This window comes from Acidisoma sp. C75 (genome assembly GCF_054665095.1).
The window spans coordinates 292,646-316,049 of sequence record NZ_BAAFHD010000001.1 but is presented as its reverse complement, the minus strand read 5'-3'; the positions used below and the strand labels follow the sequence as shown (position 1 = coordinate 316,049).

Annotated in this window: 22 protein-coding genes; 8 read left to right on the top strand and 14 right to left on the bottom strand. The window is 70.4% G+C overall.

Annotated features, from left to right (window positions below; genetic code table 11):
* Positions 1 to 8 precede the first annotated feature (8 nt).
* The 6 genes from ACYQ7X_RS01400 to ACYQ7X_RS01375 form a co-directional block, all read right to left on the bottom strand.
* Positions 9 to 1,217, bottom strand: coding sequence for a pyridoxal phosphate-dependent aminotransferase (locus ACYQ7X_RS01400; protein ID WP_459695027.1), 1,209 nt, complete (start codon positions 1,215 to 1,217; stop codon positions 9 to 11).
* 1 nt (position 1,218) lies between these two features.
* Positions 1,219 to 1,485, bottom strand: coding sequence for a hypothetical protein (locus ACYQ7X_RS01395; RefSeq protein ID WP_459695026.1), 267 nt, complete (start codon positions 1,483 to 1,485; stop codon positions 1,219 to 1,221).
* Positions 1,482 to 2,693 carry a pyridoxal phosphate-dependent aminotransferase gene (locus ACYQ7X_RS01390; RefSeq protein ID WP_459695025.1) on the bottom strand — a complete coding sequence of 404 codons (1,212 nt, stop codon included), beginning with the start codon at positions 2,691 to 2,693 and terminating at the stop codon, positions 1,482 to 1,484. The genes ACYQ7X_RS01395 and ACYQ7X_RS01390 overlap by 4 nt, the downstream gene beginning before the upstream one ends.
* 94 nt (positions 2,694 to 2,787) lie before the next feature.
* Positions 2,788 to 3,960 carry an acetyl-CoA C-acetyltransferase gene (locus ACYQ7X_RS01385; protein WP_459695024.1) on the bottom strand — a complete coding sequence of 391 codons (1,173 nt, stop codon included), beginning with the start codon at positions 3,958 to 3,960 and terminating at the stop codon, positions 2,788 to 2,790.
* A 136-nt stretch (positions 3,961 to 4,096) separates the two neighbouring features.
* Complete coding sequence (locus ACYQ7X_RS01380) at positions 4,097 to 5,203, bottom strand: alpha/beta fold hydrolase (RefSeq protein WP_459695205.1); 1,107 nt, start codon at positions 5,201 to 5,203, stop codon at positions 4,097 to 4,099.
* The gene (locus ACYQ7X_RS01375) at positions 5,124 to 5,732 is read right to left on the bottom strand and encodes a hypothetical protein (protein WP_459695023.1); all 609 of its coding nucleotides are present in this window, start codon (positions 5,730 to 5,732) and stop codon (positions 5,124 to 5,126) included. Before ACYQ7X_RS01375 ends, ACYQ7X_RS01380 begins: the two co-directional genes overlap by 80 nt.
* A 141-nt stretch (positions 5,733 to 5,873) precedes the next feature.
* Between ACYQ7X_RS01375 and phaR the strand changes: the two genes are divergently transcribed.
* Positions 5,874 to 6,530 carry a polyhydroxyalkanoate synthesis repressor PhaR gene (gene phaR / locus ACYQ7X_RS01370; RefSeq protein WP_459695022.1) on the top strand — a complete coding sequence of 219 codons (657 nt, stop codon included), beginning with the start codon at positions 5,874 to 5,876 and terminating at the stop codon, positions 6,528 to 6,530.
* Positions 6,531 to 6,607: 77 nt separating this feature from the next.
* Entirely contained in the window at positions 6,608 to 7,342 is a 735-nt protein-coding gene (locus ACYQ7X_RS01365) for an SDR family oxidoreductase (RefSeq protein WP_459695021.1), read from the top strand.
* Here the strand turns inward: ACYQ7X_RS01365 and ACYQ7X_RS01360 are convergent.
* On the bottom strand, positions 7,330 to 7,566 hold the full coding sequence (locus ACYQ7X_RS01360) for a hypothetical protein (RefSeq protein ID WP_459695020.1): 237 nt from the start codon (positions 7,564 to 7,566) through the stop codon (positions 7,330 to 7,332). The two genes, ACYQ7X_RS01365 and ACYQ7X_RS01360, sit on opposite strands and share 13 nt — an antisense overlap.
* A gap of 91 nt (positions 7,567 to 7,657) precedes the next feature.
* The gene (locus ACYQ7X_RS01355; protein WP_459695019.1) at positions 7,658 to 8,263 is read right to left on the bottom strand and encodes a TlpA disulfide reductase family protein; all 606 of its coding nucleotides are present in this window, start codon (positions 8,261 to 8,263) and stop codon (positions 7,658 to 7,660) included.
* Positions 8,264 to 8,285: 22 nt separating this feature from the next.
* Between ACYQ7X_RS01355 and argH the strand changes: the two genes are divergently transcribed.
* From argH to ACYQ7X_RS01325, 6 genes are all read left to right on the top strand, one after another.
* Positions 8,286 to 9,734, top strand: coding sequence for an argininosuccinate lyase (gene argH, locus ACYQ7X_RS01350; protein WP_459695204.1), 1,449 nt, complete (start codon positions 8,286 to 8,288; stop codon positions 9,732 to 9,734).
* Positions 9,731 to 9,862, top strand: a complete 132-nt coding sequence (locus tag ACYQ7X_RS01345; protein WP_459695018.1) for an LPS translocon maturation chaperone LptM — start codon at positions 9,731 to 9,733, stop codon at positions 9,860 to 9,862. Before argH ends, ACYQ7X_RS01345 begins: the two co-directional genes overlap by 4 nt.
* A 4-nt stretch (positions 9,863 to 9,866) precedes the next feature.
* Positions 9,867 to 11,219 carry a diaminopimelate decarboxylase gene (gene lysA / locus ACYQ7X_RS01340; protein WP_459695017.1) on the top strand — a complete coding sequence of 451 codons (1,353 nt, stop codon included), beginning with the start codon at positions 9,867 to 9,869 and terminating at the stop codon, positions 11,217 to 11,219.
* Positions 11,192 to 13,726, top strand: coding sequence for a DUF4175 family protein (locus ACYQ7X_RS01335; protein WP_459695016.1), 2,535 nt, complete (start codon positions 11,192 to 11,194; stop codon positions 13,724 to 13,726). Before lysA ends, ACYQ7X_RS01335 begins: the two co-directional genes overlap by 28 nt.
* Before the next feature lie 292 nt (positions 13,727 to 14,018).
* On the top strand, positions 14,019 to 17,165 hold the full coding sequence (locus ACYQ7X_RS01330; RefSeq protein ID WP_459695015.1) for a Hint domain-containing protein: 3,147 nt from the start codon (positions 14,019 to 14,021) through the stop codon (positions 17,163 to 17,165).
* Between the two features lie 52 nt (positions 17,166 to 17,217).
* Positions 17,218 to 17,679, top strand: coding sequence for a VOC family protein (locus ACYQ7X_RS01325; RefSeq protein WP_459695014.1), 462 nt, complete (start codon positions 17,218 to 17,220; stop codon positions 17,677 to 17,679).
* A 54-nt stretch (positions 17,680 to 17,733) separates the two neighbouring features.
* On the opposite strand, the gene ACYQ7X_RS01320 is transcribed toward ACYQ7X_RS01325, so the two are convergent.
* The 6 genes from ACYQ7X_RS01320 to ACYQ7X_RS01295 all read right to left on the bottom strand — a co-directional run bounded on the left by ACYQ7X_RS01320 (position 17,734) and on the right by ACYQ7X_RS01295 (position 23,236).
* Entirely contained in the window at positions 17,734 to 18,288 is a 555-nt protein-coding gene (locus ACYQ7X_RS01320; protein WP_459695013.1) for a GNAT family N-acetyltransferase, read from the bottom strand.
* Positions 18,285 to 19,436, bottom strand: coding sequence for a GNAT family N-acetyltransferase (locus ACYQ7X_RS01315; protein WP_459695012.1), 1,152 nt, complete (start codon positions 19,434 to 19,436; stop codon positions 18,285 to 18,287). The genes ACYQ7X_RS01320 and ACYQ7X_RS01315 overlap by 4 nt, the downstream gene beginning before the upstream one ends.
* Positions 19,437 to 19,508: 72 nt before the next feature.
* Complete coding sequence (locus ACYQ7X_RS01310) at positions 19,509 to 19,976, bottom strand: RidA family protein (RefSeq protein WP_459695011.1); 468 nt, start codon at positions 19,974 to 19,976, stop codon at positions 19,509 to 19,511.
* A complete protein-coding gene (gene fdxA / locus ACYQ7X_RS01305) occupies positions 19,973 to 20,308 on the bottom strand; it encodes a ferredoxin FdxA (protein WP_459695010.1) in 336 nt (111 codons plus the stop codon). The genes ACYQ7X_RS01310 and fdxA overlap by 4 nt, the downstream gene beginning before the upstream one ends.
* Positions 20,309 to 20,369: 61 nt before the next feature.
* Positions 20,370 to 20,690, bottom strand: a complete 321-nt coding sequence (locus tag ACYQ7X_RS01300; protein WP_459695009.1) for an RNA-binding S4 domain-containing protein — start codon at positions 20,688 to 20,690, stop codon at positions 20,370 to 20,372.
* Positions 20,687 to 23,236: a helicase-related protein gene (locus ACYQ7X_RS01295; RefSeq protein ID WP_459695008.1), complete on the bottom strand. Its 2,550-nt coding sequence runs from the start codon at positions 23,234 to 23,236 to the stop codon at positions 20,687 to 20,689. The genes ACYQ7X_RS01300 and ACYQ7X_RS01295 overlap by 4 nt, the downstream gene beginning before the upstream one ends.
* Positions 23,237 to 23,404 lie beyond the last annotated feature (168 nt).

Here is a 23,404-nt window from a genome sequence, read left to right as displayed (position 1 = left end):
CCCTCGCCTCAGGCGAGGCTGCCGCAGAAGGTGACGATGCGCTCGCACGCCTCGACGAGCGAGGCATCGTCCGTCGCGTAGGATAGCCGCAGATGCGGGCTCATGCCGAAGGCCGCGCCATGCACCGTCGCGACATGCGCTTCTTCGAGCAGCGCCATCGCGAAATCCCGATCGGTCTCGATCGCCCGCCCAGCGGGGCTCGTCTTGCCGAGCGCGCCGGCGACGGAGGGGAAGACGTAGAAGGCGCCTTCCGGCACGGCGCAGGTAAGCCCCGGCGCGCGGCGAAGGGCGGCGACCACCAGATCCCGCCGACGGTGATAGGCCGCGACCATCCCGGCGACCATCCCCTGCTCGGCATCGAGCACGGCGGCGGCAGCGGCCTGGCCGACGGTCGAGATCCCGGCCGTCGCATGGCTCTGCACCACCGTCATCGCGCGGATGAGCGGCTCGGGCCCGGCCGAGAAGCCGATGCGCCAGCCGGTCATCGCATAGGTTTTGGAGACGCCGGACATGACGAGCGTGCGGTCGGCGAGATCAGGTGCCACGGCCGCGAGGCTCACCGATCCCGCGCCGTCATAACGCAGATGCTCGTAGATCTCGTCCGAAAAGATCCAGACATGCGGATGGCGGCGCAGCACCTCGGCCAAAGCCTGCAGCTCCTCAGCCGAATAGGCCGCCCCCGTCGGGTTGTTCGGCGCGTTCAGCACCACCCATTTGCTGCGCGGGGTGATGGCGGCATCGAGATCCTCCGGCCGCAGGCGGAAGCCGTTATTCGCCGGGCAGGAGACGGGAACCGCGACGCCGCCGAGGAATTGCGCGGTCAGCGCGTAGGAGGACCAGTAGGGCGCGGGGATGACGACCTCATCACCCTCATCGAGCGTCGCCGCGAAGGCGTTGAAGATCGCCTGCTTGCCGCCGTTCGAGACCATGATCTGTGCCAGCGGCACATCGATCTTCTGATCGCGCGCGAATTTCCGCCGCACGGCTTCCTTCAGCAGCGGCAGGCCATCGACGGGCGGGTATTTCGTCAGCCCCTCGCGGGCGGCGCGGGCGGCCGCCTCGATCGCGATCTCGGGCGTCGGGAAATCGGGCTCGCCGATGGCGAGCGAAATGATCGGATGCCCCGCCGCCCGCATCTGCCGGGCGCGGGTGGAGATCTGCACGGCGGCGGCGGTCTCGGCACGGCCGAGCCGCTCCGCAAGGCCAGGGCTCGGCATGCTAGACGCGGCTCCTCTGTAGCCAGCCGGAGAACAGGATGAGGGCGGCGACCGGCAGGGCATAGAGGAGCGCGGCGCCGAAGCCGATGCCGCCCGGGGGCGGGCTGCCACCCGCGGGCGAGCCTGGCGCGACGCTCGCCAGACTGTTCGCGAAGCGCAAGCCCCAATAGATGGCGACCGCCGCGATCGGCCAGGAGACGAGCCCCGCCGCGAGGTAGATGAGATGCGTGCCGCGGGCCGCGGGGCGGCGGAGGGCGCTGCCCGTCATGCCGCCGGCACCAGACCTTCGCAGAAGCGGCGGATGCGGGTGCAAGCCTCGCGCAGGCTTTCTGTATCGGTTGCGTAGGAGATGCGGAAATGGCCGGGGAACATGAAGGCGGCGCCATGCACGGCGGCGACGCCCTCTTCCTCCAGCAGCGCGGTCACGAAGGCTTCGTCATCGTGGATGACGGCGCCCGAGCGGCTGGTTTTGCCGATGCAGCCGGCGACACTCGGGAAGACGTAGAAGGCGCCTTCCGGCGTGAGGCAGTGCAGGCCCGGCGCCTCGTTCAGCATGGAGACCACGAGATCCCGCCGCGCCTTGTAGGTCCGCCGCCAGTCCTCGAGGAAATCCTGCGGGCCATTCAGCGCCTCGACGGCGGCGGCCTGGGAGATGGAGGAGGTATTGGAGGTCGATTGGCTCTGCAACTTGTCCATTGCTTTGATCAGAGCGGCGGGCCCGCCGCAGAAGCCGATGCGCCAGCCCGTCATCGCATAGGCCTTGGAGCAGCCGTTCATCGTCAGCGTGCGCTCGCGCAGGCGCGGCTCGACCTGGGCGATGGTCGCGAATTCGAACCCGTCATAGACGAGCTTTTCGTAGATATCGTCGGTCAAGACCCAGACATGCGGGTGGCGGAGCAGGACATCGGCAAGCGCGCGAAGCTCGTCCGCGGAATAGGCCGCACCCGTCGGGTTGCTCGGGCTATTGAGGATGAGCCATTTCGTCCGCGGCGTGATCGCCGCTTCAAGATCGGCCGCCCGCAGCTTGAAGCCGCTATTCGCGCCGCAGGGCACGATCACCGGCTTGCCATCGGCGAGCGAAACGATATCCGGGTAGCTCACCCAGCAGGGGGCGGGGATGACGACCTCATCCCCCGCATTCAGCGTCGCCACCATGGCGTTGAAGATGACCTGCTTGCCGCCGGTCGAGACCATGACCTCGTTGACCGCGTAATCGAGGTTGCTGTCCCGCTTGAATTTGGCGACGACCGCCTGGCGCAGCGCGAGGGTGCCGGCAACGTCGGTGTATTTCGTGTCGCCCGCCTCGATCGCGCGGATGGCGGCAGCCTTGACGTTCTCAGGGGTGTCGAAATCAGGCTCGCCGGCGGAGAGGCTGATGATGTCCCGGCCTGCCGCCTTCAAGGCGCGGGCCTTGGAGGAAATGGCAATCGTCTGGCTCGGGCTCACACGGTCCAGTCGTTCGGCAGTCAGGCTCACGGTTCGATACACCCTTGAAAATGGCGGCGAACCGTAAGCTGGCGCGGCGCCGCCTGCAAACGCCGGCTGCGCCATGCTCCCTTGTGCCGCCTGCTTAACGCTCCAGGCACATGGCAACGCCCATGCCGCCGCCGATGCAGAGCGTGGCGAGGCCTCTCTTCGCATCGCGCTTGCCCATCTCGAAGAGCAGCGTCGTCAGCACCCGCGCGCCCGAGGCGCCGATCGGGTGGCCGATGGCGATCGCCCCGCCATTGACGTTCACCCGCGCCGTATCCCAGCCCATCTCCTTGTTCACGGCGCAGGCCTGGGCGGCGAAAGCCTCGTTCGCCTCGACCAGGTCGAGATCGGCCGCCTTCCAGCCGGCGCGCGCCAGCGCCTTCTGCGAGGCGGGGATCGGGCCCGTGCCCATCACCTTGGGATCGACCCCGGCGGTCGCGAAGGAGGCGATGCGGGCAAGCGGGGTGAGGCCGCGCTTGGCCGCTTCCGCGGCCGACATGACGATGAGCGCGGCCGCGCCGTCGTTCAGGCCGGAGGCATTGCCCGCCGTCACCGTGCCGTCCTTGCTGAAGGCGGGGCGGAGCTTGGCCATGGTCTCGGCCGAGGAATCGTGGCGGATGTATTCGTCGTCGGCGACGACCACCTCGCCCTTGCGGCCCTTGACGGTGACGGGCGCGATCTCGTCCCGAAAGCGGCCGGATTTCTGCGCGGCACTCGCTTTCTGCTGGGAGGAAGCGGCGAACTCGTCCTGCTGGGCGCGGGTGATCTGGAATTCGCGGGCGACATTCTCCGCCGTCACGCCCATATGGTAGCCGTTGAAGGCATCCCACAGCCCGTCCTTGATCATCGTATCGACGAGGCCGAGATCGCCCATCTTGGTGCCGGCGCGCAGGTAAGCGCAATGCGTCGAGAGGGTCATGCTCTCCTGCCCGCCGGCGAGCACGATGGCGCTCTGCCCGGTCATCACCTGCTGGGCGGCGAGCGCCACCGCGCGCAGGCCGGAACCGCAGACCTGGTTGATGCCGAAGGCGGTGCGGCCCTCGGGGATGCCGGCGAGGATGGCGGCCTGGCGCGCGGGGTTCTGGCCCTGCCCTGCCGTCAGCACCTGGCCGAGGATGACCTCGTCGATTTCCTCCGGGCTGAGCTTGGCGCGTTCGAGCGCGGCGCGGATGGCGACCTCGCCGAGCTGATGGGCGGGCATGGTGGCGAAGGCGCCGTTGAAGCTACCCACCGGAGTGCGGGCGGCGGAGACGATGACGATGTCGTCCATGGCGATGCTCCCGGGGGCCTTGTGCCGGCCCCGCTCTGTCTCTCGTGATGACGCGGCCGGACCAGGCGGCCAGCGGTAGGTAATCTAGGCGCTCCGCCGCGCTTTCCGCCAGGGGCGAAACCAATATCAGCCGTGCCTAGAGGCCGAGGCACCAATCCCGCAAGGGCTGCCACAGCTCGCTCTCGGCCCGCCGGCCGGCGGCCATGCCGATATGCCCCGAGGCCGGGCGATGCACCGCCGCGCCCGGCATGATGGCGGCAAGGGCGAGGGCCGATTCGGGCGGCACGATGCGGTCTCGCCCCGGGATCGCGAGGAAGCTCGGCCGGCCGAGCGCAGCGGGGCGCACCGGCAGCCCCGCCACCCGCCATTCGCCGCGCGCCGGCAGGTTGTGGCCGTACCAGCCGCCGAGCGCCTCGCGCGCCACGGGGGCGGCGAGCGGCACGCCGTCGTTCAGCCAGTCTTCGAGGGCGACGAAGAGTTCGGCGGCCGGCCCCTCCCCCGCCATGCCGGCGAAATGGCGGTATTTGGCCTGGGTCTCGAAGGGGGAGAGGCAGGTGAAGAGCATCTGCAGGAGATCGGTCGGCAGCAGGCCGGTGCGGTGCAGCACCGGCTCCAGCGCCGGCAGCATGGCGCCGAGGGCGCGCGCCCGCGCAGCATCCGGGGCGTGGAAATCCCACGGCGTCGCGAGCAGAGCGAGGCCCCGCACCTGGCCCGGCTGGCGCAGCGCCGCGGCCAGCGCCAGCAGCCCGCCCATGCAATAGCCGCCGAGGATGAGCGGGCCGCCCACCGCCGCCATCGCGCGTTCCAGCCGGCCGGCGATGTAATCGGTCAGCGTGAAGCCGGCCTCGATCTCCCCAGGCTCCCCCCAATCGAGCAGCAGCGGCCGCAACCCGCCGGCGGCGAGCGCGCGCAGGAGCGAACTGCCGGGCTTCAGATCGAGCACATAGGCGCGGTTGACGAGGCTCGGCACCATCAGGAGTGCGGGGCCGCTGCCGCCCGGCGCGTAATCGAGGAGGCGGGCGCCACCCTCCTGCCAGAGGACGGGCGGCTCGGGCATCTCGCGCCGGTAAGCGTGGCGGCGATAGGCCGCGATGCCGGCGAGGAAGCGGCGATCCTGCGCCCAGGCCTCGGCCAGAATGGCCTGGGCGAAGCGGGCCTCGGCCTCAGCTCCGCCCGCCGCGACGCGGGCGGCGATCGCCGCCCGGCGGGGCGCGCCTGCGCTCGGCCTCGGCGGCAGGCCCATCGCGGCCAGCGAGGCGGCGCTCCAACTCGGCCACCCGCCGTTCGAGGCGGCGGACTTCATCATCGCGAGGCTCAGATGCAGCAGCAGCGGGCGCGGGCCCCGGCGCAGCATCGGCCCCGGCGCCGGGCCGCGCCGGGGCGGCGGGCTCGCTGCTGCAGCCAGCCCGGGCGGGGGTTCCTCCGTCTCCGGCCGCGGCCGGCGCGCCCGGCCGCCCCTCCGCTGCGGGCTCATGCCGGCGCGGCCGCGACGCCGCCGGCGCGGCCCAGCCCGCGCCCAAGCCCGCACCCATCGCCGGCATGGCGCGCATCATCGCCTCCGCCGCCTCCGCCCAGAGGGCGACCATCGCCGACCAATTGGCCTGGGTTTCCGGATCGGTGAGATAGGCGGTGATTTCGCTTTGCCATATGGCGATCCAATCTTCGGCGAGCGCGCGGAACTCCTCGGCCGAGGGCGTGGCGGCACTCTCCGGCTCCGCCGCATCGCCGCCGCCGCCGCCACGCGCCTCCTCCTTGCCGTCGCTGCTCATCATGCCGCTGTCATAGCCCAGCCCCGCATCGTTCGTTCCGCACCGGCAGGCGGGCTGCTGCCGCGACCCGCCACCCACGCGCCATCTATCGCAGGCGCGAAGACTTCATGCTAGCCTGCGGCGAAAGCCCATCTGAGGTGGAAAATGTCCCAGGCCGAAATGCCCGCAAGCGGCACCGATCAATCCGGCAAACCGCCCGTGGTGGTGAAGAAATACGCCAACCGGCGGCTCTACAATACGGAAAGTTCCAGCTACATCACGCTCGACAATCTCGCCACGATGGTGCGCGAGGGGCGCGATTTCGTGGTCTATGACGCGAAGAGCGGCGAGGATATCACCCGCGGCGTGCTGACGCAGATCATCGTCGAAGAGGAAAGCAAGGGCAGCGCCCTGCTCCCCACCGCCTTCCTGCGCCAGCTCATCGGCTTCTATGGCGACAGCATGCAGGGCGTGGTGCCGCGCTACCTCGAACAGACGATGCTCACCTTCACCCGTCAGCAGCAGCAGATGCGCCAGGCCATGCAGCAGACGGTGGGCAATTTCTTCCCCTTCGACATGGAGCAGATGAGCCGCCAGAACATGGCGATGCTGGAACGCGCCATGAGCATCTTCACCCCCTTCTATCGCGGCGAGGACGGCGCGGGCGGGGACCAGGCCGCCGCCCACCCGGCGGAGCGGGATGAAGAACTCGCCGCGCTGCGGGCCGAGTTGACGCGCCTGCAAGGCGAATTGCAGGAAACCCGCGCCCGCCTCTCTGCCGCCGGCACGGCGAAATCCGCCGGCAAGAGCGCGGCGGACTGACCGCGCCTACCCCCTCGCGGCGCGCGGCTGCGCCCCATATCACTGCGGGGTCACTGGCAAAGAGAGGGGGTTCACGGATGAGCGAAGCGACAAGGCAGGCGCATGCGCCCAAGGTGGCGCTTGTCACCGGCGGCAGCCGCGGCATCGGCCGCGCGATCGCCGAACGTCTGGCCGTCGATGGCTGGCGCCTGGTGGTGGCGGACCGCGAGCCGCGCGAGACCGCGCATCCGGCGATCCGCACGGTGGCCACCGATGTCGGCCAGGAAGCCGACGTGCAGGCGCTGATGGCGGGGATCGCGGGCGGCGAAGGACGGCTGGACGCGCTTGTCTGCAATGCCGGCTTCATGATCCGCAAACCGCTGGAATTCCTCAGCCTCGACGAATGGAACGCGGTGATAGGGACCAATCTGACCAGCACCTTCCTGCTCGCCCGGGCGGCAGCCCCGCTGCTGCGCGCCGCGCCCCTGGGTGGCGCGATCCTCACCATTGCGTCCACGCGCGCGCATCAGTCCGAACCCAATACCGAGAGCTATGCCGCCTCCAAGGGCGGGCTGCTGGCACTGACCCATGCGCTCGCCATCAGCCTCGGCCCGGCGATCCGCGTGAACTGCCTCAGCCCGGGCTGGATCGACACGCGGCGATCGGCACTGTCCGAGGAGGACCACGCCCAGCACCCGGCCGGCCGCGTCGGCCGGCCGGCCGATATCGCGAGCCTCGCCGCCTTCCTGCTTGGCCCGGAGAGCGGCTTCATCACGGGCGCCGAGTTCATCGCCGATGGCGGCATGACGCGGAAGATGATCTATGTGGCGTAGGGTGCGAGCGCCATGGCGGCCGCGACCGCCATGCGGTGCATGGTATTGGTGCAGATGAGCAACATCTCCGCCCCCGCCGCCTCCAGCCGGGCGGCGGCGTCCGTCATGCGCAACGTCAGCCCCGGCCAGTCTCCCGCATGCCGGAGGGCCTCGATCTCGGCGAAGTTGAAGGACCACAGGAGGCAGCGGGCGGAGGCCGTGGGGCCGAGCCGTTCGCGCACCATCTGGTTGAGGATACGGTATTATTCGGCCGAACTCTCCCAGCTCATACCGCCGATCAGCCCGATCATCCTCATCCGCGTGCCTCCCGCCCGCTCATAGCCGCACCGTGCCGGCATGCGGCGCATCCCCGCCGCCGGCATAGCGCCGCACCAGCCGCACCGCTTGCGCCGTGCCCCAATCGGCCGCGCCGATCAGCCGGGCGCGCGGCGTGCCGCCGCGATCGAAGATCACCGTCGTCGGGATGCCGGGGATGTTCCAGGCGCTGAGGATCGCGCCGTCCGGGTCCGTCAGCACCGGCAGATGGTCGATGCCGTGCCCGTCGTAGAAGGCGCGGACGGTAGCCGCCCCCCCGGCATCGGAGGAGATCGGCAGCACCAGGATGCCATCGGGCGCGACCATGGGTGCCAGCCGATCGAGCGTCGGAAGTTCGGCGACGCAAGGGCCGCACCAGGTCGCCCAGAGGTTGAGGACGAGGCCCTGGCCACGATAATCGCCGAGGCTGCGGAGCGCGCCATCGCCAGTGACGAAGCGGATGGGCGGCAGGCTGGTGCCGGGCGGCAGCGCCGCGAGCGCCCCGATCGGCCCGAGGCTTTGCGCCGCCGCTTGGGCGGCACCGAAGGCGAGATTGCCCAGAACTCCCGCGGCGGCTAGTTTGCCGCTCGCTCGCATCAGCCCCCGGCGTGTGACCGACTTGCTCATTAGGATAGGCTCCTTGACAGATATCAGCCAGCCGCAGCCCAGGCTTCAGCCGCGATCGGACGAAACTCCCGCGCCCGGCGCCAACGCGCAATGGGGTGGCCGCTTCGCCGCCGGCCCTGCCCGGATCATGAGCGATATCAACGCCTCGATCACCTTCGATCAGAGGCTGTGGCGCCAGGACATCGCGGGATCGCGCGCGCATGCGGCGATGCTCGCCCGCATCGGGGTGCTGACGGAGGCGGAGCGCGCCGCGATCGAGGACGGTCTCGGCGCCATCGCGGCGGAGATCGAGGCCGGCGCCTTTCCCTTCGATACCGCGCTCGAAGACATCCATATGAACATCGAGGCGCGGCTGACCGAGCGGATCGGCGATGCCGGCCGCCGCCTGCATACCGCGCGCAGCCGCAACGACCAGGTGGCGACCGATTTCAAGCTTTGGGTGCGCGATGCGATCGACGGGCTCTCCGCCCAGATCACCACCCTCATGCGCGCCCTGGTGGAGCGCGCGGCCGAACATGCGGCGGACCCGCTGCCCGGCTTCACCCATCTGCAAACCGCCCAGCCGGTGACGCTCGGCCATCATCTGCTCGCCTATGTCGAGATGCTGGCGCGGGATCGCGGCCGGCTCGCCGATTGCAGGCGGCGCCTGAACGAAAGCCCGCTCGGGGCGGCGGCGCTGGCCGGCACCTCCTTCCCCATAGACCGGCAGATGACGGCCGCGGCCCTCGGCTTCGACCGGCCGACCGCCAATTCCCTCGATTCAGTATCGGATCGCGATTTCGCGCTGGAATTCCTCGCCGCCGGGGCGATCTGCGCGACCCACCTCTCCCGCTTCGCGGAGGAGATCATCATCTGGTGCAGCGCGCCCTTCCGCTTCATCCGCCTCTCTGACGCCTTCACCACCGGCAGTTCGATCATGCCGCAGAAGCGCAACCCGGATGCGGCGGAACTGGTACGCGCCAAGACCGGGCGCATCGCGGGCTCGCTCATCGCCCTGCTGACGGTGATGAAGGGCCTTCCCCTCGCCTATGCCAAGGACATGCAGGAGGATAAGCCGCCGGTTTTCGAGGCGGCAGACGCGCTCGCCCTCTCGCTCGCCGCGACCGAGGGGATGGTGCGTGATCTCACCCCCGAACTCTCCCGCATGGCCGCCGCCGCCGGCCAGGGCTTCGCGACCGCGACCGACCTGGCAGACTGGCTGGTGCGCAGCCTCAAGCTGCCGTTCCGCCAGGCGCATCACGTCACCGGGCGGCTGGTGGCGCTGGCCGAGGCGCGCGAGGTCGATCTCGCCGATCTCGATCTCGCGACCATGCAGTCTGTCGAGCCCGGGATTACCGAGGATGTCTTCAACGTCCTCTCGGTCTCGGCCTCGGTCGCCTCGCGCACCAGCCATGGCGGCACGGCGCCGGCCAACGTGGCGCGCGAAGCGGCGCGCTGGCAGGCTCTGCTGGATGGCGAGGCAGCGGCATGATCCGCCCGCTGCTGCTGCTGGCGGGGCTTGCGGTCGCGCTCGCCGCCTGCGGCAAGGTGGGGCCGAACACGCCGCCGGGGCCGACTTCGGCCATCATCTACCCGAAACTTCCCTATCCGGCGGAATAGAGACATGGCCGATTTCGCGGGCCCCGCGCCCGGACAGGAGCCGGATGGCCGCGCGCTTCTCGCCGCCCGGCCGCACCTGGCGCTCACGCCGGAGGCGGGCCTCATGCTGGAAGGCGTGCCGCTCGCCGAGATCGCTGGTGCGCTGGGCACGCCGAGCTGGGTCTATGGCGCGGGCACCATCCGCGGGCGCGTTTCGGCGCTGCGCGCGGCGCTCGACGCGGCGGGGCTCAGCCGGCTCGGCATCCATTACGCGGTGAAGGCCAACGATCATCTGGCGATCCTGCGGCTGATGGCGGGGCTTGGCGTCGGCGCCGATGTGGTGAGCGGCGGGGAACTGGCGCGGGCGCAGGCCGCCGGCATCGCCCCCGGGCACATCGTCTATTCCGGCGTCGGCAAGTCCCCGGCCGATCTGGCGGCAGCCCTCGCCGCCGGCATCCACCAGATCAATGCCGAGAGCCGGGAGGAACTCGCCATGCTCTCGGCGGTCGCGGAAGGGCAAGGGCGGCGCGCCGACCTCGTGCTGCGCGTGAACCCCGATGTCGATGCCGGGACGCATGCCAAGATCACCACCGGCCGCGCCGAGAACAAGTTCGGCATCGCCTGGGGCGAGGTGGTCGAGACCTTCGCCTATGCCGCGAGCCTGCCCGGGCTCAACCCGCTCGGCATCGCGGCCCATATCGGCAGCCAGATCGGCCGCATCGCGCCCTTCGAGGCGGCCTTCGCCAAGCTCGCCGCCATGGTGGGGGCGCTGCGGGCGGCGGGGCATGCGATCACCCGGGTGGATTGCGGCGGCGGCCTTGGCATCGGCTACGAGGATAGGCCGGGCCTAGCGCCGGCGGATTATGCCGCCGCCATCGCGCGGCATCTCGGCCATCTCGGGCTCGATCTGATGATCGAGCCGGGGCGCTGGCTGGTCGGGCCGGCCGGGCTGCTGCTCGCCTCCGTGCTGTTGGCGAAGAAAACCGGCGACAGCCGCTTCCTGGTGCTGGATGCGGCGATGAACGACCTCGTGCGCCCGGCGATGTATGAGGCCTGGCACGGCATCCTGCCGGTGGCGGCGGCGGATTTCGCGGGCCCGGCCGCGCCGGTCGATGTCGTCGGGCCGGTCTGCGAAACCGGAGACACCTTCGCGCGAGGCCGCCTGCTGCCCGCGCTCGGCCCCGGCGCGCTGGTGGCGATCCTCGATGCCGGCGCCTATGGTGCGGTGATGAGTTCCACCTACAACGCCCGGCCGATGGCCGCCGCCGCCCTGGTTGACGGGGCGGCATGGGAGATGATCACGCCGCGCCAGACGGTGGCCGATCTGTGGTCGCGCGAGCGGGTGCCGGCATGGCTTTCGGGCGCAAGCGGGGGCTGACGCCCGCGCCCCGCCCCGCTTCGGGCGCGGGTTCGGCCGCAGCCGGGCGAGCCCTGCCCGGCCGGCTGCGCCGCGCGATCGGCGCCGCGCGCCGCCTCATCATCCTCGAAGGCATCGCCGCCGCCCTCGGCCCGCCGCTCGCCCTGCTCGCCCTCTATGCCTGCGCGGCGCTGCTCGGCCTGCCGCCGCGCCTCGGCGCCCAGGGCCTCGCGATCCTCTTCCTCCTTGTGCTGCTGCTGGCCGCGGGGCTCTTCGCCTGGGGCCTCTATCGCCGCGCCTGGCCGGATGAGCGGGCGGCGCGACGGCGCCTGACCCGGGCTTCCGGCTGGCGGCACGATCCGCTCGGCGCGCTGGAGGATGATCCGGCGGCAGCAGGGCCGGATGCGCGGGCGCTCTGGCAGGCGCATCAGGCGCGCAGCCTCGCCGCCACGCGGCGCCCGCGCCTCGGCCTGCCCTGGCCGTGGCGGGCAAGGCGGCGCAACCTCGCGCTCTCGGGCGGCGTGCTGGCGGCCCTCCTCGCCTGCCTCTGGATCGCCGGGCCCGCTATCTGGCCGCGGCTGGTGGCGGCTGCCGCCATCAGCCCCGGCGCCCTGCTCGGGCCGCCCGCCCCGCCGCCTTCGGTGACTGCCTGGATCACCCCGCCCGGCTATACCGGCCGCCCGCCGGTGCTGTTGCCGGCCGGGCAGCGGACGCTCGATCTGCCGGTCGGCTCGCGCCTCGATGTCACCGTCTCGGGGCTGCGCGCGCCGCCGCGGCTGAGCGGCATCGCGGCGGCCTTCAAGCCGGTCGATGCGCGAAGCTTCACCCTCGAAGCGCGGCTCGGCCAGAGCGGGCTCTATATCCTGCGCGGCGGCGGCCGCGCGCTCGCCCGCTGGAAGCTGATGGTGCAGCCCGATTCGCCGCCCGAGATCGGCTTCGCCGAGCCGCCCGGCACGGCGGCCGACGGGCACAGCCTGCGCCTTCCCTGGCATGCGACGGATGACTATGCGGTGACGGCGGCGGAGATGCGGGCCCGCCTCGTCGCGCATCCCGAGGCGCCGCCGCTCGTCCTCAAGCTCGCCTTGCCGGACGGGCCGGCCGCGACGATCGACACCACCACAATCGCCGATCTCAGCGCCAACCCCTGGGCGGGGCTGCCGGTGCGCATGCAGCTGCGGGCGGAGGACGGGGCGGGCCAGACCGGGCGTTCCGCGATCGAGACCGTGACGCTGCCCGAGCGGCACTTCCACGATCCCTTCGCGCAGGAGACCATCGCCATCCGCCGCGAGCTGGTGGTGATGCCGAGCCCGCTGACGCCCGATCTGCGGGCGGCCGGCGCACATGCCATGTTCGAAGTGGCGGCGGCGGCGCTGGCCGCGGGCAAGCCGCCCAAGACGGTGCTGCCGCTGATGGCGGCGGGCTGGCAACTGGCGGCGGACGGCACGCCGGGCGTGCTCCCCACCGTCGAGCAGACGCTCTGGCAGGTCGCGCTGCATTTCGAGCAGGGGGATGCCGCCGATACCGCGCAATCCCTGGCAGGCGCCGCCGCCGCCCTCTCCCAGGCACTGGCGGGCGGGCAAGCGAGCCCGCAGGCGCTTTCGGCGCTGGTGCGCCAGATGCAGGCGGCGATGCTGCAGCATCTCTCGACCCTGATGCAGATGGCCGAGGCGGAGGGCGGGCAGGTTGCCCCCGGCAGCGCCGGCGGCCAGCCGCTCGATCTCCGCCAGATGGCGGCAGAGATGCGGGCGATGCGCGCCGCCGCCAAAACCGGTGATCTCGGCGCCATGCGGGCGGCCATGGCGGCGCTCCAGCGGAGCCTCACGGCGCTGGAGCAGGCGCGCGTCGTCCGCCCCAATCCGGCGCAGATGGCCGCGCGCGCCCAGGCGGCGCGGGATCTCGGCAGCCTGCAATCGCTCATGCAGCAGCAGGCTGCGCTGCTCGACCGGGCGACCGCCCGCGCTTCCGCCGCGGCCGCCGCCCATGCCGAGGGCGCGCCGCCGCCCGCCGGCGGCAACCCGGCCGCCGCCCAGGATGCGGCGGCGCAGGCGGCGCTGCGGCAGAAGCTCGGCGGCATGGCCGGGCGCCTCGGCCCTGCCGGGAACACCGCCGGCAATGCCATGGGGCAGGCAGCACTCCAACTCAGCCTCGGCGCCGACGGCGCAGCGGCCGGCGCGCAGAAGCAGGCGCTCTTCGCCCTGCAACAAGCGGCCGATGCCATCGGCCAGCGCCTGGCGCGCGGCGCCGGCGGGGCGGGTGGCTTCATGATCGGCGGCGCCGGCATGGGCGGGCAGCCTGGCGCCATGCCGGGCTTCGGCTTTTTCGCGGCCGATCCTTCGACCGATCCGCTCGGCCGCCCGCTCGACAACGGCCAGGGATCGAGCATCGGCGCCGACATGGCTTTGCCGACCGGCAGCGCGGAGCAGGCGCGGCTGCGCGCCATCCTGCAGGAGTTGCGCGCGCGCGCAGGCGATCGCTCGCTCTCCAAGCCAGCGCTCGACTACATCGAAAGGCTTCTGCAACCTTTTTAGTTGCAGCACGTGAATTATACGCATCATCGTGATGAATGACGGCGCGTGATCTTTTCGCCGCAGGCCGTTCGCGCCATAGTCGGCCAGCGGTAGAGACATAATCTGAACAGCGCCTCGAAGCATCGCCCCGAACCTCGGGCCGCCGCTTCCGCGGCTGCGCCGTTCGGGGCTTTCATCGGTCCGCTTGCTGTAACGCCGCCGCACGGGCGCCCTCGGGGTGGCCCGCTGCGGCTCATGCCATAAGAGCGGGCCCGCTCAACGGTGGGGCCCACCCGATCACAGGAACGGCCGCATGTCGAATACCACTACGCTCGACCTCAGCCTGTCTTCTCAGGAGCAGACGATCCTGGAGAACACGACAGGGGGCAGCATCAATGCCTATGCCGTGCTCTATGACAGCACCGGCTTCATCAGCGAGACGACTCTGGTGAACGCTGGTATCCTTGAAAGCGGCGGCAGCTACAGCATCCCGCTGACGACATCGACGCAGCCGACCCTGAACGGCGGCAAGCTCTATATCGTCGTTCAAAGCCTATCGACAGGCTCGACCGGCACGATCAGCACCGGTGATTTCGCCAATCAATCCTTCCTCAATACCGGCAGCGCATCGGCCTACGACTTCAGCTATGACAGTTTCGAGGTGACGCTGAAAAACAGCGGCTCGGATGCCGGCAATATCACCGCCGTCAATGGCTTCGCGCTGCCGATGGAAGCCTCTGTCACCTACAACAACGGCACGAGCGAGACTGTCGGCTACGCCGTTCCCGGCAGCACGATCGTCTCCGATATCGGCAACGTCAGCAGCAGCGGCACCTACAGCTACAGCCAGGGGCCGCTCGCCGGCTCCTTCCGCATGTCCACCTCGCCGACGGAAGCGAACCCCGCCAATGGCGGTACGCTGACGACGGGCGGCGCCTTTCCGCAGACCGCCTGGCTGCCCTATGTCGATGCGCTGGAGAACACGACCGTCGCCTCCGACGTGCTGATTTCGGGCCAGTTCAACGGCGCGGCGGATGCGGCGGGCATCTGGCACAATGGCGGCTACTACGCCTATCAGCTGCAATGGGATGGCACGAACGGCGTCTTCTGGCTGGCCCCCACGGCGGACAGCCAGATCCAGGGCTATATCAAGCTCACGCCCAACGACATCGCGCAGAACGCCTATTCGCAGACCGGCTCGGTCAGCATCTACGCCAACGAGACCGATGCGACGCCGCTCGCGACGGTTGCGGTCGGCGCCAACAACCAGTGGGGCGCGGTGCTCGCCCAGTTCTTCACCGGGCTCACAGCCGGCTATTACGGCTCCGTCGGCACATCCCCCAATGCGCAAGCCACCGGCACGATCGACCTCAACCACAATAACAACTGGGCGCCGACCTACGCCTTCGGCGGCACCGGCGGCAATGTCACCTCCACGCTCGGCCTGCCGGCGGGAACCCAGACCTCGGACCCCTATTCGCAGATCTTCTTCAAGAACTCGAACTCCTACGGCTCGCCCTATTCCGATGCCTTGATGAGTCAGTACAGCACCGGCGGCCCGCTGCTCAACGTGCAGCAGACCGGCACGCCGGCGGATGTCTCCACCATCAACCTCACGGTCTTCGCGCCGGGCGAGACGCCGACCGGCTACACGACGCCGACACTCGCCGATTATATCGCGCCCCCGGGCGGCAGCTACACGGCGGCGACCACACTCTATTCCGGCAACAACCTGGCGCTGAACTTCTATTCGGCGGTGGCCAACAACCAGGGCATCAGCCTCGCCGCGAATGCGACCGTCACGCTCAGCATCCTCACCGGCTACAATGGCAGCACGCCGACCTTCACCACCGTCACCTTCGACGGCGCGACGGCGGGCGGGCTGTTTCAAAACTGGACGCTTTCGCCAGACGGCCATGGCGGCTATACGGCCGCAGCTTCCGGCGCCACCGGCAATCCCGGCTACATGGTCATTTTCGGCCTGCCGACGCCTGCAAGCGGGGTTTCCTGGTACCAGCTCGGCGTCTCCGGCTCGGGCGGGGCGGACGCCAAGACCTTCAACCTTTATGTCACCACCAACAGTGGCGGGCAGATCGAGAATACCGCCTATGCCGGGCAGAGCGGCGCAGTGCAGGTGGACGGCCTGGCCTCGGTCTCGGCCACCGGGCTGACCACGCAATACGTCAGCAACATCAAAGTCAATTTCGCGACCGGCACGACCGTCTCCTTCGATCCGCGGCTCGCCGTCGAAGTCACGGGGTCGATCTCGAACTATGGGAGTGGCTTCGCCGTCACCCCCGATGCGCCGGTGGTGGGCCTGCTCAACGGCGGTACCTTCTCGGCGCTGGCCGGACAGACGGCGCAGGCGAGCAACACCATCACCACCGCGGACTCCTCCGGCCTCAGCCTCGCCTGGACCGGCTATAATCCGAATTCCGGCGTCGTCTCCAATGTGGGGACTGACGGCAACTCGACCATCACCGGCTATGGGTGGACGGGGGCAGCGCCGGTGCAAGGCACGATCGCCAGCAACGGCTCGATTGCCGGCTGGGTGAATGGCTTCACCAACAAGACCAATCCGGGTGACACGGCCCTGATCACCATCACCGGCAGCGCCGGCCACTCCGGCACCATGCAGGCCGTGGCGGATGCCGATGGCGATTGGATCGCCAATGGCCTCACCCTCGGCAACGGCACCTATACCATCACGATGCAGGACGCCGTGAACAGCAACGGCACGCTCTCGCCGGTAACGGCCGCGAGCACGCCTTTGGTGCTGACCGTCACGAATGGCTCCAACACGATCGCCGCCAATACCATCATCATCGCCTGCTTCGCCGAGGGCACGGCGCTCGAGACGGAGGCCGGGGCGCGCCCGGTCGAGGCGCTGCGGGTCGGCGAGCGGGTGCGCACCCTCGGCGGCCCTTGCGAGGAAATCCGCTGGATCGGCCAGCGCAGCGTCGATTGCCTGCGCCATCCCGAGCCCGAGGCCGTGCTACCGGTGCGGATCGCGGCCGGCGCTTTCGGCCCCGGCCTGCCGGCGCGCGATCTCATCCTTTCGCCCGATCATGCAATCTATGCCGAGGGGGTGCTGGTGCCGGTGAAGCATCTCGTCAACGGCACCAGCATCCGCCAGCAGGCGGTAGCGCGGATCACCTATTTCCATGTCGAGCTTGCCCGGCACGAGGTGATCTTCGCCGAAGGGCTGCCGACGGAGAGCTATCTCGATACCGGGGATCGCGCCTCCTTCGCCAATGCCGCGGGCGCGATCGCCCTGCATCCGGCCTGGGGCGGCCAGGCGCGGGACGTTTCGCTCATCATGGAGGCGCTGGGCTATGCGCCGCTCCGCGTCACGGGGCCGGAGGTCGAACGGCTGCGGGCGCGGCTTGGCACAAGCCCGGCCGCCGCGCGCCGCGGCCGCCGCGCCCGCCGCGCCCGCCCGCGCGCTGGCGCCGCTTGATCAGGCGGCAATATTTCCGCAACCTCCGCTCTCTTCGGGCAAGGAGGCTGGCATGGACTTCAGCGCGCTTCGCAGCATCAGCGATATCTGCCTCCTGGTGCGGGACCTGGAGCGCTCGGTCATCTTCTATACCGAGAAGCTCGGCTTCACCGTGACGCGCCGGGTGGAAGGCTTCGCCGCCTTCAACTCCGCCGGGGTCTGCCTCGTGGTTTGGGAAACGAGCCATGTGCCGGATGTGCCGCGCCGCCAGGCGCTGCCCGCCCCGCCGGCCTCGGGCGAGCATCCCGCCTGCCTCTCGGTGCGCTTGCCGAGCCCGCAGGCGGTCGATGCGATGTATCGCCTGCTCGGCGAACGCGGCATTCCCTTCCGCCGGCCACCGGCCGATTACCCCTGGGGCGCCCGCTGCTGCTACTTCGCCGACCCGGACGACTACCTCTGGGAAATCTACGCGAATACGGAGACAGAAGCCGAAACCGCAGCCGAGACGCGCCGGGAGGACGATCCGGCCGCGTGACCGGCCCGGTGATCGCCCCGGCCGGCGAGACGCGGCCGGCGAGACCCGGGCGCTCTATGCCAGCTGCTGGCGATATTGCAGGAAGCCGGAACGCTCGGCCACACGGTCGTAGAGCGCCATCGCGGCGGTATTCGTCTCATGCGTCAGCCAATAGAGGCGCGCGCAGCCGGCCCGCGTGGCGGCGGCCGAGACATGGGCGATCAAGGCCCGGCCAAGCCCCTGGCCGCGCGCCGCATCGGCCACGAAGAGATCCTGCAGGTAGCAGTAATCCCCGCTTGTCCAGGTGGAGCGGTGAAACACCCAGTGGACGAGGCCGAGCGCGGCACCCGCGCCGCCCCCTCCGGTGCCTGCGCGGGCGAGCGCGCCGTGCACGGGCTCGGCCGGATCGAGCAGCCGGGCCCAGGTGGTTTCCACCACCTCATCGCTCATCCGCGTCCGGTAGAACGCCTGGTAGCCCTGCCAGAGCGGCGCCCAATCCTTGCGATCGGCCGCGCTGAGCGGCTGGATGAGGAGAGCGGGGGCGGCAGAAGGCGCCTCAGCCTCCGCGCCTGCCCGCCCGGGTCCGGGCTCGCGCCCCGATCCTTCCTTCTTCGCGGGGCCGCTGCTCATGCTTCTTCCTTGAAGGGCGAGAGGCTGCCGAGTTCCTCCATTTGGGCAAGCACCGCCGGGCGCTCCTCCTCCAGAAAATTGCCAACCGCGCGGGCGAGGCCGGGATGGCGGAGCCAATGCGCCGAAAAGGTCGGCTGCGGCAGGTAGCCGCGCTGGATCTTATGTTCGCCCTGGGCGCCGGCCTCGACCCGGGCGAGACCCTGCGCGATCGCGAAATCGATCGCCTGGTAGTAGCAGAGTTCGAAATGCAGGAAGGGCCAATCCCCCGCCGCGCCCCAGTTGCGGCCATAGAGCGCGTCCGCCCCCATGAGGTTGAGCGCGCCGGCGACCGGGCGCTTGCCCTCAAAGGCCATCATCAGCACCACCCGCTCGCCCAGCCGCTCACCAAGCAGCGAGAAGAAGCGACGGGTGAGATAGGCGCTGCCCCATTTGCGATCCACCGTCGATTGATAGAAGCGAAAGAAAGCATCCCACAGCGCGGGCGTGATCTCCGGGCCGCGGAGCGTGCGAAAGACCAGCCCCGCCCCCTGCGCATCCCGCCTTTCGCGGCGAATGCTCTTGCGCTTGCGGGAGGCCATGCGGCCGAGGAAATCCTCGAAACTGCCATAGCCCTCATTCGTCCAATGGAACTGGGTGCCGATGCGCTGCAGAAAGCCGGCAGCCGCCAGCCCCTCCCATTCCGCCTGCTCGCAGAAGGTGACATGGACGGAGGAGAAGTCGAGCCCCTCGCAGGCCTGGGCCAGCGCCTGGCCGAAGGCCGCATAGGGCAGGCTGCCGCCCGGCCGGCGCAACAGGCGCGGCCCCGGCACCGGGCTGAAGGGCACCGCCGCCTGGAGCTTCGGGTAATAGGCGCCGCCCGCCCGCTCGAAAGCATGCGCCCAGCCATGGTCGAACACATATTCGCCGTAGGAATGCGATTTGGCGTAGAGCGGCACGATGCCCTGCACCACCCGCGCGCCATCGCGCAGCACGGCATGCTGCGGCAGCCAGCCGGTGCGCGGCCCGGCCGAGCCGCTATCCTCCACCGCGCTGAGGAAGGCATGGCTCACGAAGGGATTGGCGCTGCCCGCGCAGGCATCCCAGTCGCGCGGGTCGATCTCATGGATCGAGGCATGGAGGGAGAGAGTGAGGCTGTCACCATCCGGCATGGCGGCAGGATAGTGCAGTGCGGCGAAAATGGCGATGCCAGCGGGATGCGCGGCGGGAAGCCCGGCCGCGCCTCAGCCGATGGCGAAGCTTCCCTCGACCTCGACCGCCGCGCCGAGCGGCAGGCCCGCGACGCCGACGGTGGACCGCGCATGGCGGCCGATCTCGCCGAACACCTCGACCGCGAGATCCGAGGCGCCGTTCATCACCTGGGCGTGCTCAGTGAAATCGGGCGCCGAGGCGATGAAGCCGCCAAGCCGCAGCACGCGCACGACGCGGCCGAGATCGCCGCCGCAGGCGGCGCGCAGCTGGGCGAGCAGGTTGATGAAGCAGAAGCGCGCCGCCGCCCGCCCGGTCTCGACATCGACTTCCGAGCCGAGCCGGCCGACCGCGAAGAGCTTGCCTTCGGCAAGCGGCAGCTGGCCGGAAATCGTCACGATGCCTTGATGGATGGTGAAGGGCACGTAGTTAGCAACCGGCGCCGCCGGCTCGGGCAGGGTAATGCCGAGGGCCGCCAGGCGATCCGCGATCGTGCCGCTCATGACGTGCTTCCCGGATTGGGCGAGAAGAAGGCTTCCTTGCCGGGCTTGTCCTTCCACGCATCCGCATCCGCAGGCGGCGTGCCCTTGCGGGTGATGTTCGGCCAGCTCTGCGAGAAATCGCGATTGCGCTCGGCCCAGGCGGTGGCGCGGTCGTCGCTATCCGGGAAGATCGCCTCCGCCGGGCATTCCGGCTCGCACACGCCGCAATCGATGCATTCGTCGGGGTTGATGACCAGCATGTTCTCGCCGACGTAGAAGCAGTCCACCGGACAAACCTCCACGCAATCCATATATTTGCAGCGAATGCAGTTTTCGGTGACCACGTAGGTCATGCAAAGCTCCTGGTGGCAGTCTCGTCTCGTCGCGGATGCACCCCCGTATGCCGCCCGCCCCTCATTCGTGCAAGGGCTCGGCGGCGGGGGCTGGCGCGGTGGTTTCGGGCAGCTCTTCATAGAGCAGCTGCGCTTCGGCCGCGGGGCCGCGCCGGGTGGCGAGCGCCAGCACCCGCCAGACGCGCACCTCGCCGCGCAGCGCGATCGTCAGCACATCGCCCGGGCGCAGCTTGGCATGGGCTTTGAGCGTCGGCTGGCGGTTGAGGCGCAGGCCGCCCGCTTCCACCAGGCGCGCGCAATCGCCGCGCGTCTTGGCCAGCCGCGCGCACCAGAGCCAGAGATCGAGCCGCTGCCAGCCGGCGGCCTCGCCGCCCGCGCTCACCTTGGGCGGCCCTTGGCGCGCATGCGCGGCGGCGCGGCCGCCGGGCGCAGCAGGGCGAGGCGCGCGAAGGGGCTATCGGGGCGCGCCGGCTCCACCCGCCGCTCGGCCTCGCTGCGGCCGCGGGCGCGGCCGGGGCTGAGATGGGCGATCATCGGCGGCATCGGCGGCCCATATTCGCCCGCGGCCATGGCCGGCGCCGGGATGAGGCGGAAGCCGAGCGCGCGCAGCGCGACGGGCAGCGCCTCCGCCCGCAGCGAGAGGCGCGAGGCGAGGCCGCGCGGCAGCGGCACCCGGCCGCCCTCGCCGCGGGCGCCGGCCCGCAACTCCTGGGCGAGCTTTTCGGCGACATCGAGGCGGAGCAGCACGGGCCCCGCCGGCACCCAGCCCAGCGCCTCGGCATAGCCCGGCGGCCAGCCCGGCGGATCTGCCGCGATGCTGGTGCGGCTCGGCTCCGGCAAGGCCGGGAGCGCGATACCGCGCGCGAGTGCGAGCAGGGCCGCGCGCAGCGCCATCGGCTGGGGCTTGAGCAGCGCCGGCAAGAACCAGGCATTGCCCCCGCCGAGCACGGCGGCAGCACCGCCGCCGCGCGGCGGCCGGTCCTCCGCCTCGGCGCGGGCGAGGCCGAGCCCCTCGCCCAGCCGATGCAGCAGGCCGCGCGCTTCCGGCCGGGCGCGGCCGGCTTCGAGGGCGGCGAGGAGCGGCTGGAACACCCGCGCGATCTCGGCATCGATGAAGGCCTGGCAGCGCCGGCGCACCCGCTCGCGCAAGGCGCCGTCGAGGAAATCGCTCGCCCGCACCTCGGCACGGGGATGCAGCAGGGAATGGCCCGGGCGCAGCCGCGCCACCTCCTGGCCTTCCCAGAGCAGCCGGTGCTGGCCATCCCGCGTGATATCGGCATCGGGCGCGGCCTCGAACCGGGCGACGCGGCGGGGCATCTCCTCGGCCAGGGCCCGGCGAGCGGCCCGCATCACCATCCGCCGTTCCTCCCCCACCGCCGAAGGGTCGGGCAGGAAGGTGAAGGCCGCGATATGCCCGACCGGATGCCCCTCCACCACCACCTCGCCCCGCGCGGTGACGGCGGAGAGCAGATCCTGCCCCTCCCGCTCCTCCAGCCGGCGCATGAGCAAGGCGGCGCGGCGATCGACGAAACGCTGCATGAGCTTCTCGTGCAGACTGTCCGAGATCATGTCCTCGACCGCCCGCGCCCGCCCCTGCCAATGCGCGGCATCGCGCACCCAATCATCCCGCGCCACGATATAGGACCAGATGCGCACGCCCGAGAGGCGCTGCATGAGGGTGTCGATATCCCCTTCGACGCGGGCCAGCCGGTCGATCTGGCCGCCGATCCAATCCGCCGGCAGATGCCCCTGCTCGGCCACATGGCGGAACACCCGGCCACAGAGAGCGGCGTGGCTATCATCCGCGATCTTGCGGAAATCGGGGATCTGGCAGGCATCCCACAGCAGGCGCACACGCCGGCGGGAGGTAACGCGCGCCCGGATCTCGGCATCGCGGGAGAGGGCGATGAGGGTTTCAAGGTCCGAGGCCTCGTTGCCGCGCACGAGCCCCCGCCGCGGCGGGGGCGCCTGCAAGCTCGCCAGCAGCGCATCGACGGAGGCGAAATCCAGCTCGCTATTGCGCCAGCAGATCTGCTCGATCGCGTCGAAATCATGGTTTTCGATCGCGCGCACCATCTCCTCCGGCAGGGGCGGGCAGTCGCCCGTGCTGCCGAAGGTGCCGTTGCGCATGCCCCGCCCGGCGCGGCCGGCGATCTGCGCGGCCTCCGGCGCCGTCAGCATGCGAAGTTTATGGCCGTCGAACTTCGAGAGGCCGGCGAAGGCGACGTGATCCACGTCCATATTGAGGCCCATGCCGATGGCATCGGTCGCCACCAGGAAATCGACCTCCTTGTCCTGGTAGAGCGCCACCTGGGCGTTGCGCGTGCGCGGGCTGAGGCGGCCCATCACCACGGCGCAGCCGCCCCGGCGCCTGCGGATCATCTCGGCGATGGCATAGACCTCGGCGGCCGAGAAGGCGACGACGGCCGAGCGCGGCGGCAGCCGGGTAAGCTTGGCCGGCCCCGCATGGTGCAGTTCGGATAAGCGCGGCCGGGTCTCGATCACCGCTTCAGGCACCAGTCGCTGGATCAGCGGCCGAATGGTCTCGGCCCCCATGAACATCGTCTCGACCATGCCGCGGGCGCGCAGCAACCGGTCGGTGAAGATATGGCCGCGATCGGGGTCCGCGCAGAGCTGGATCTCGTCCACGCCTACGAATTCGACATGCCGGTCGAGCGGCATGGCTTCGACCGTGCAGGCGAACCAGCGCGCCTCGGGCGGCAGGATCTTCTCCTCCCCGGTGATGAGGCCGACGAAGCGCGCGCCTTTGGCGGCGACCATGCGATCGTAGTTCTCGCGCGCCAGCAGGCGGAGCGGAAAGCCGATGATGCCCGAGGCATGGGCCAGCATCCGCTCAAGGGCCAGATGCGTCTTGCCCGTATTGGTCGGCCCGAGGACCGCTTTCACGCGCGGGGCGAATCCCGTCATAGCGGAAGCTTCGGCGCCCCGCCCCCGCTTGGCAAGGGGTCTTTTTGCAGGCGCGAAGACACAAATGTTGCACCGCTGGCCCGCAGAACTGTTGCAATCCATTATCATTGCGACACATAGCTTGCCCGGCCGCGCCACGGGCGGCGCGGCAGCGAATTGCCTGAAGGA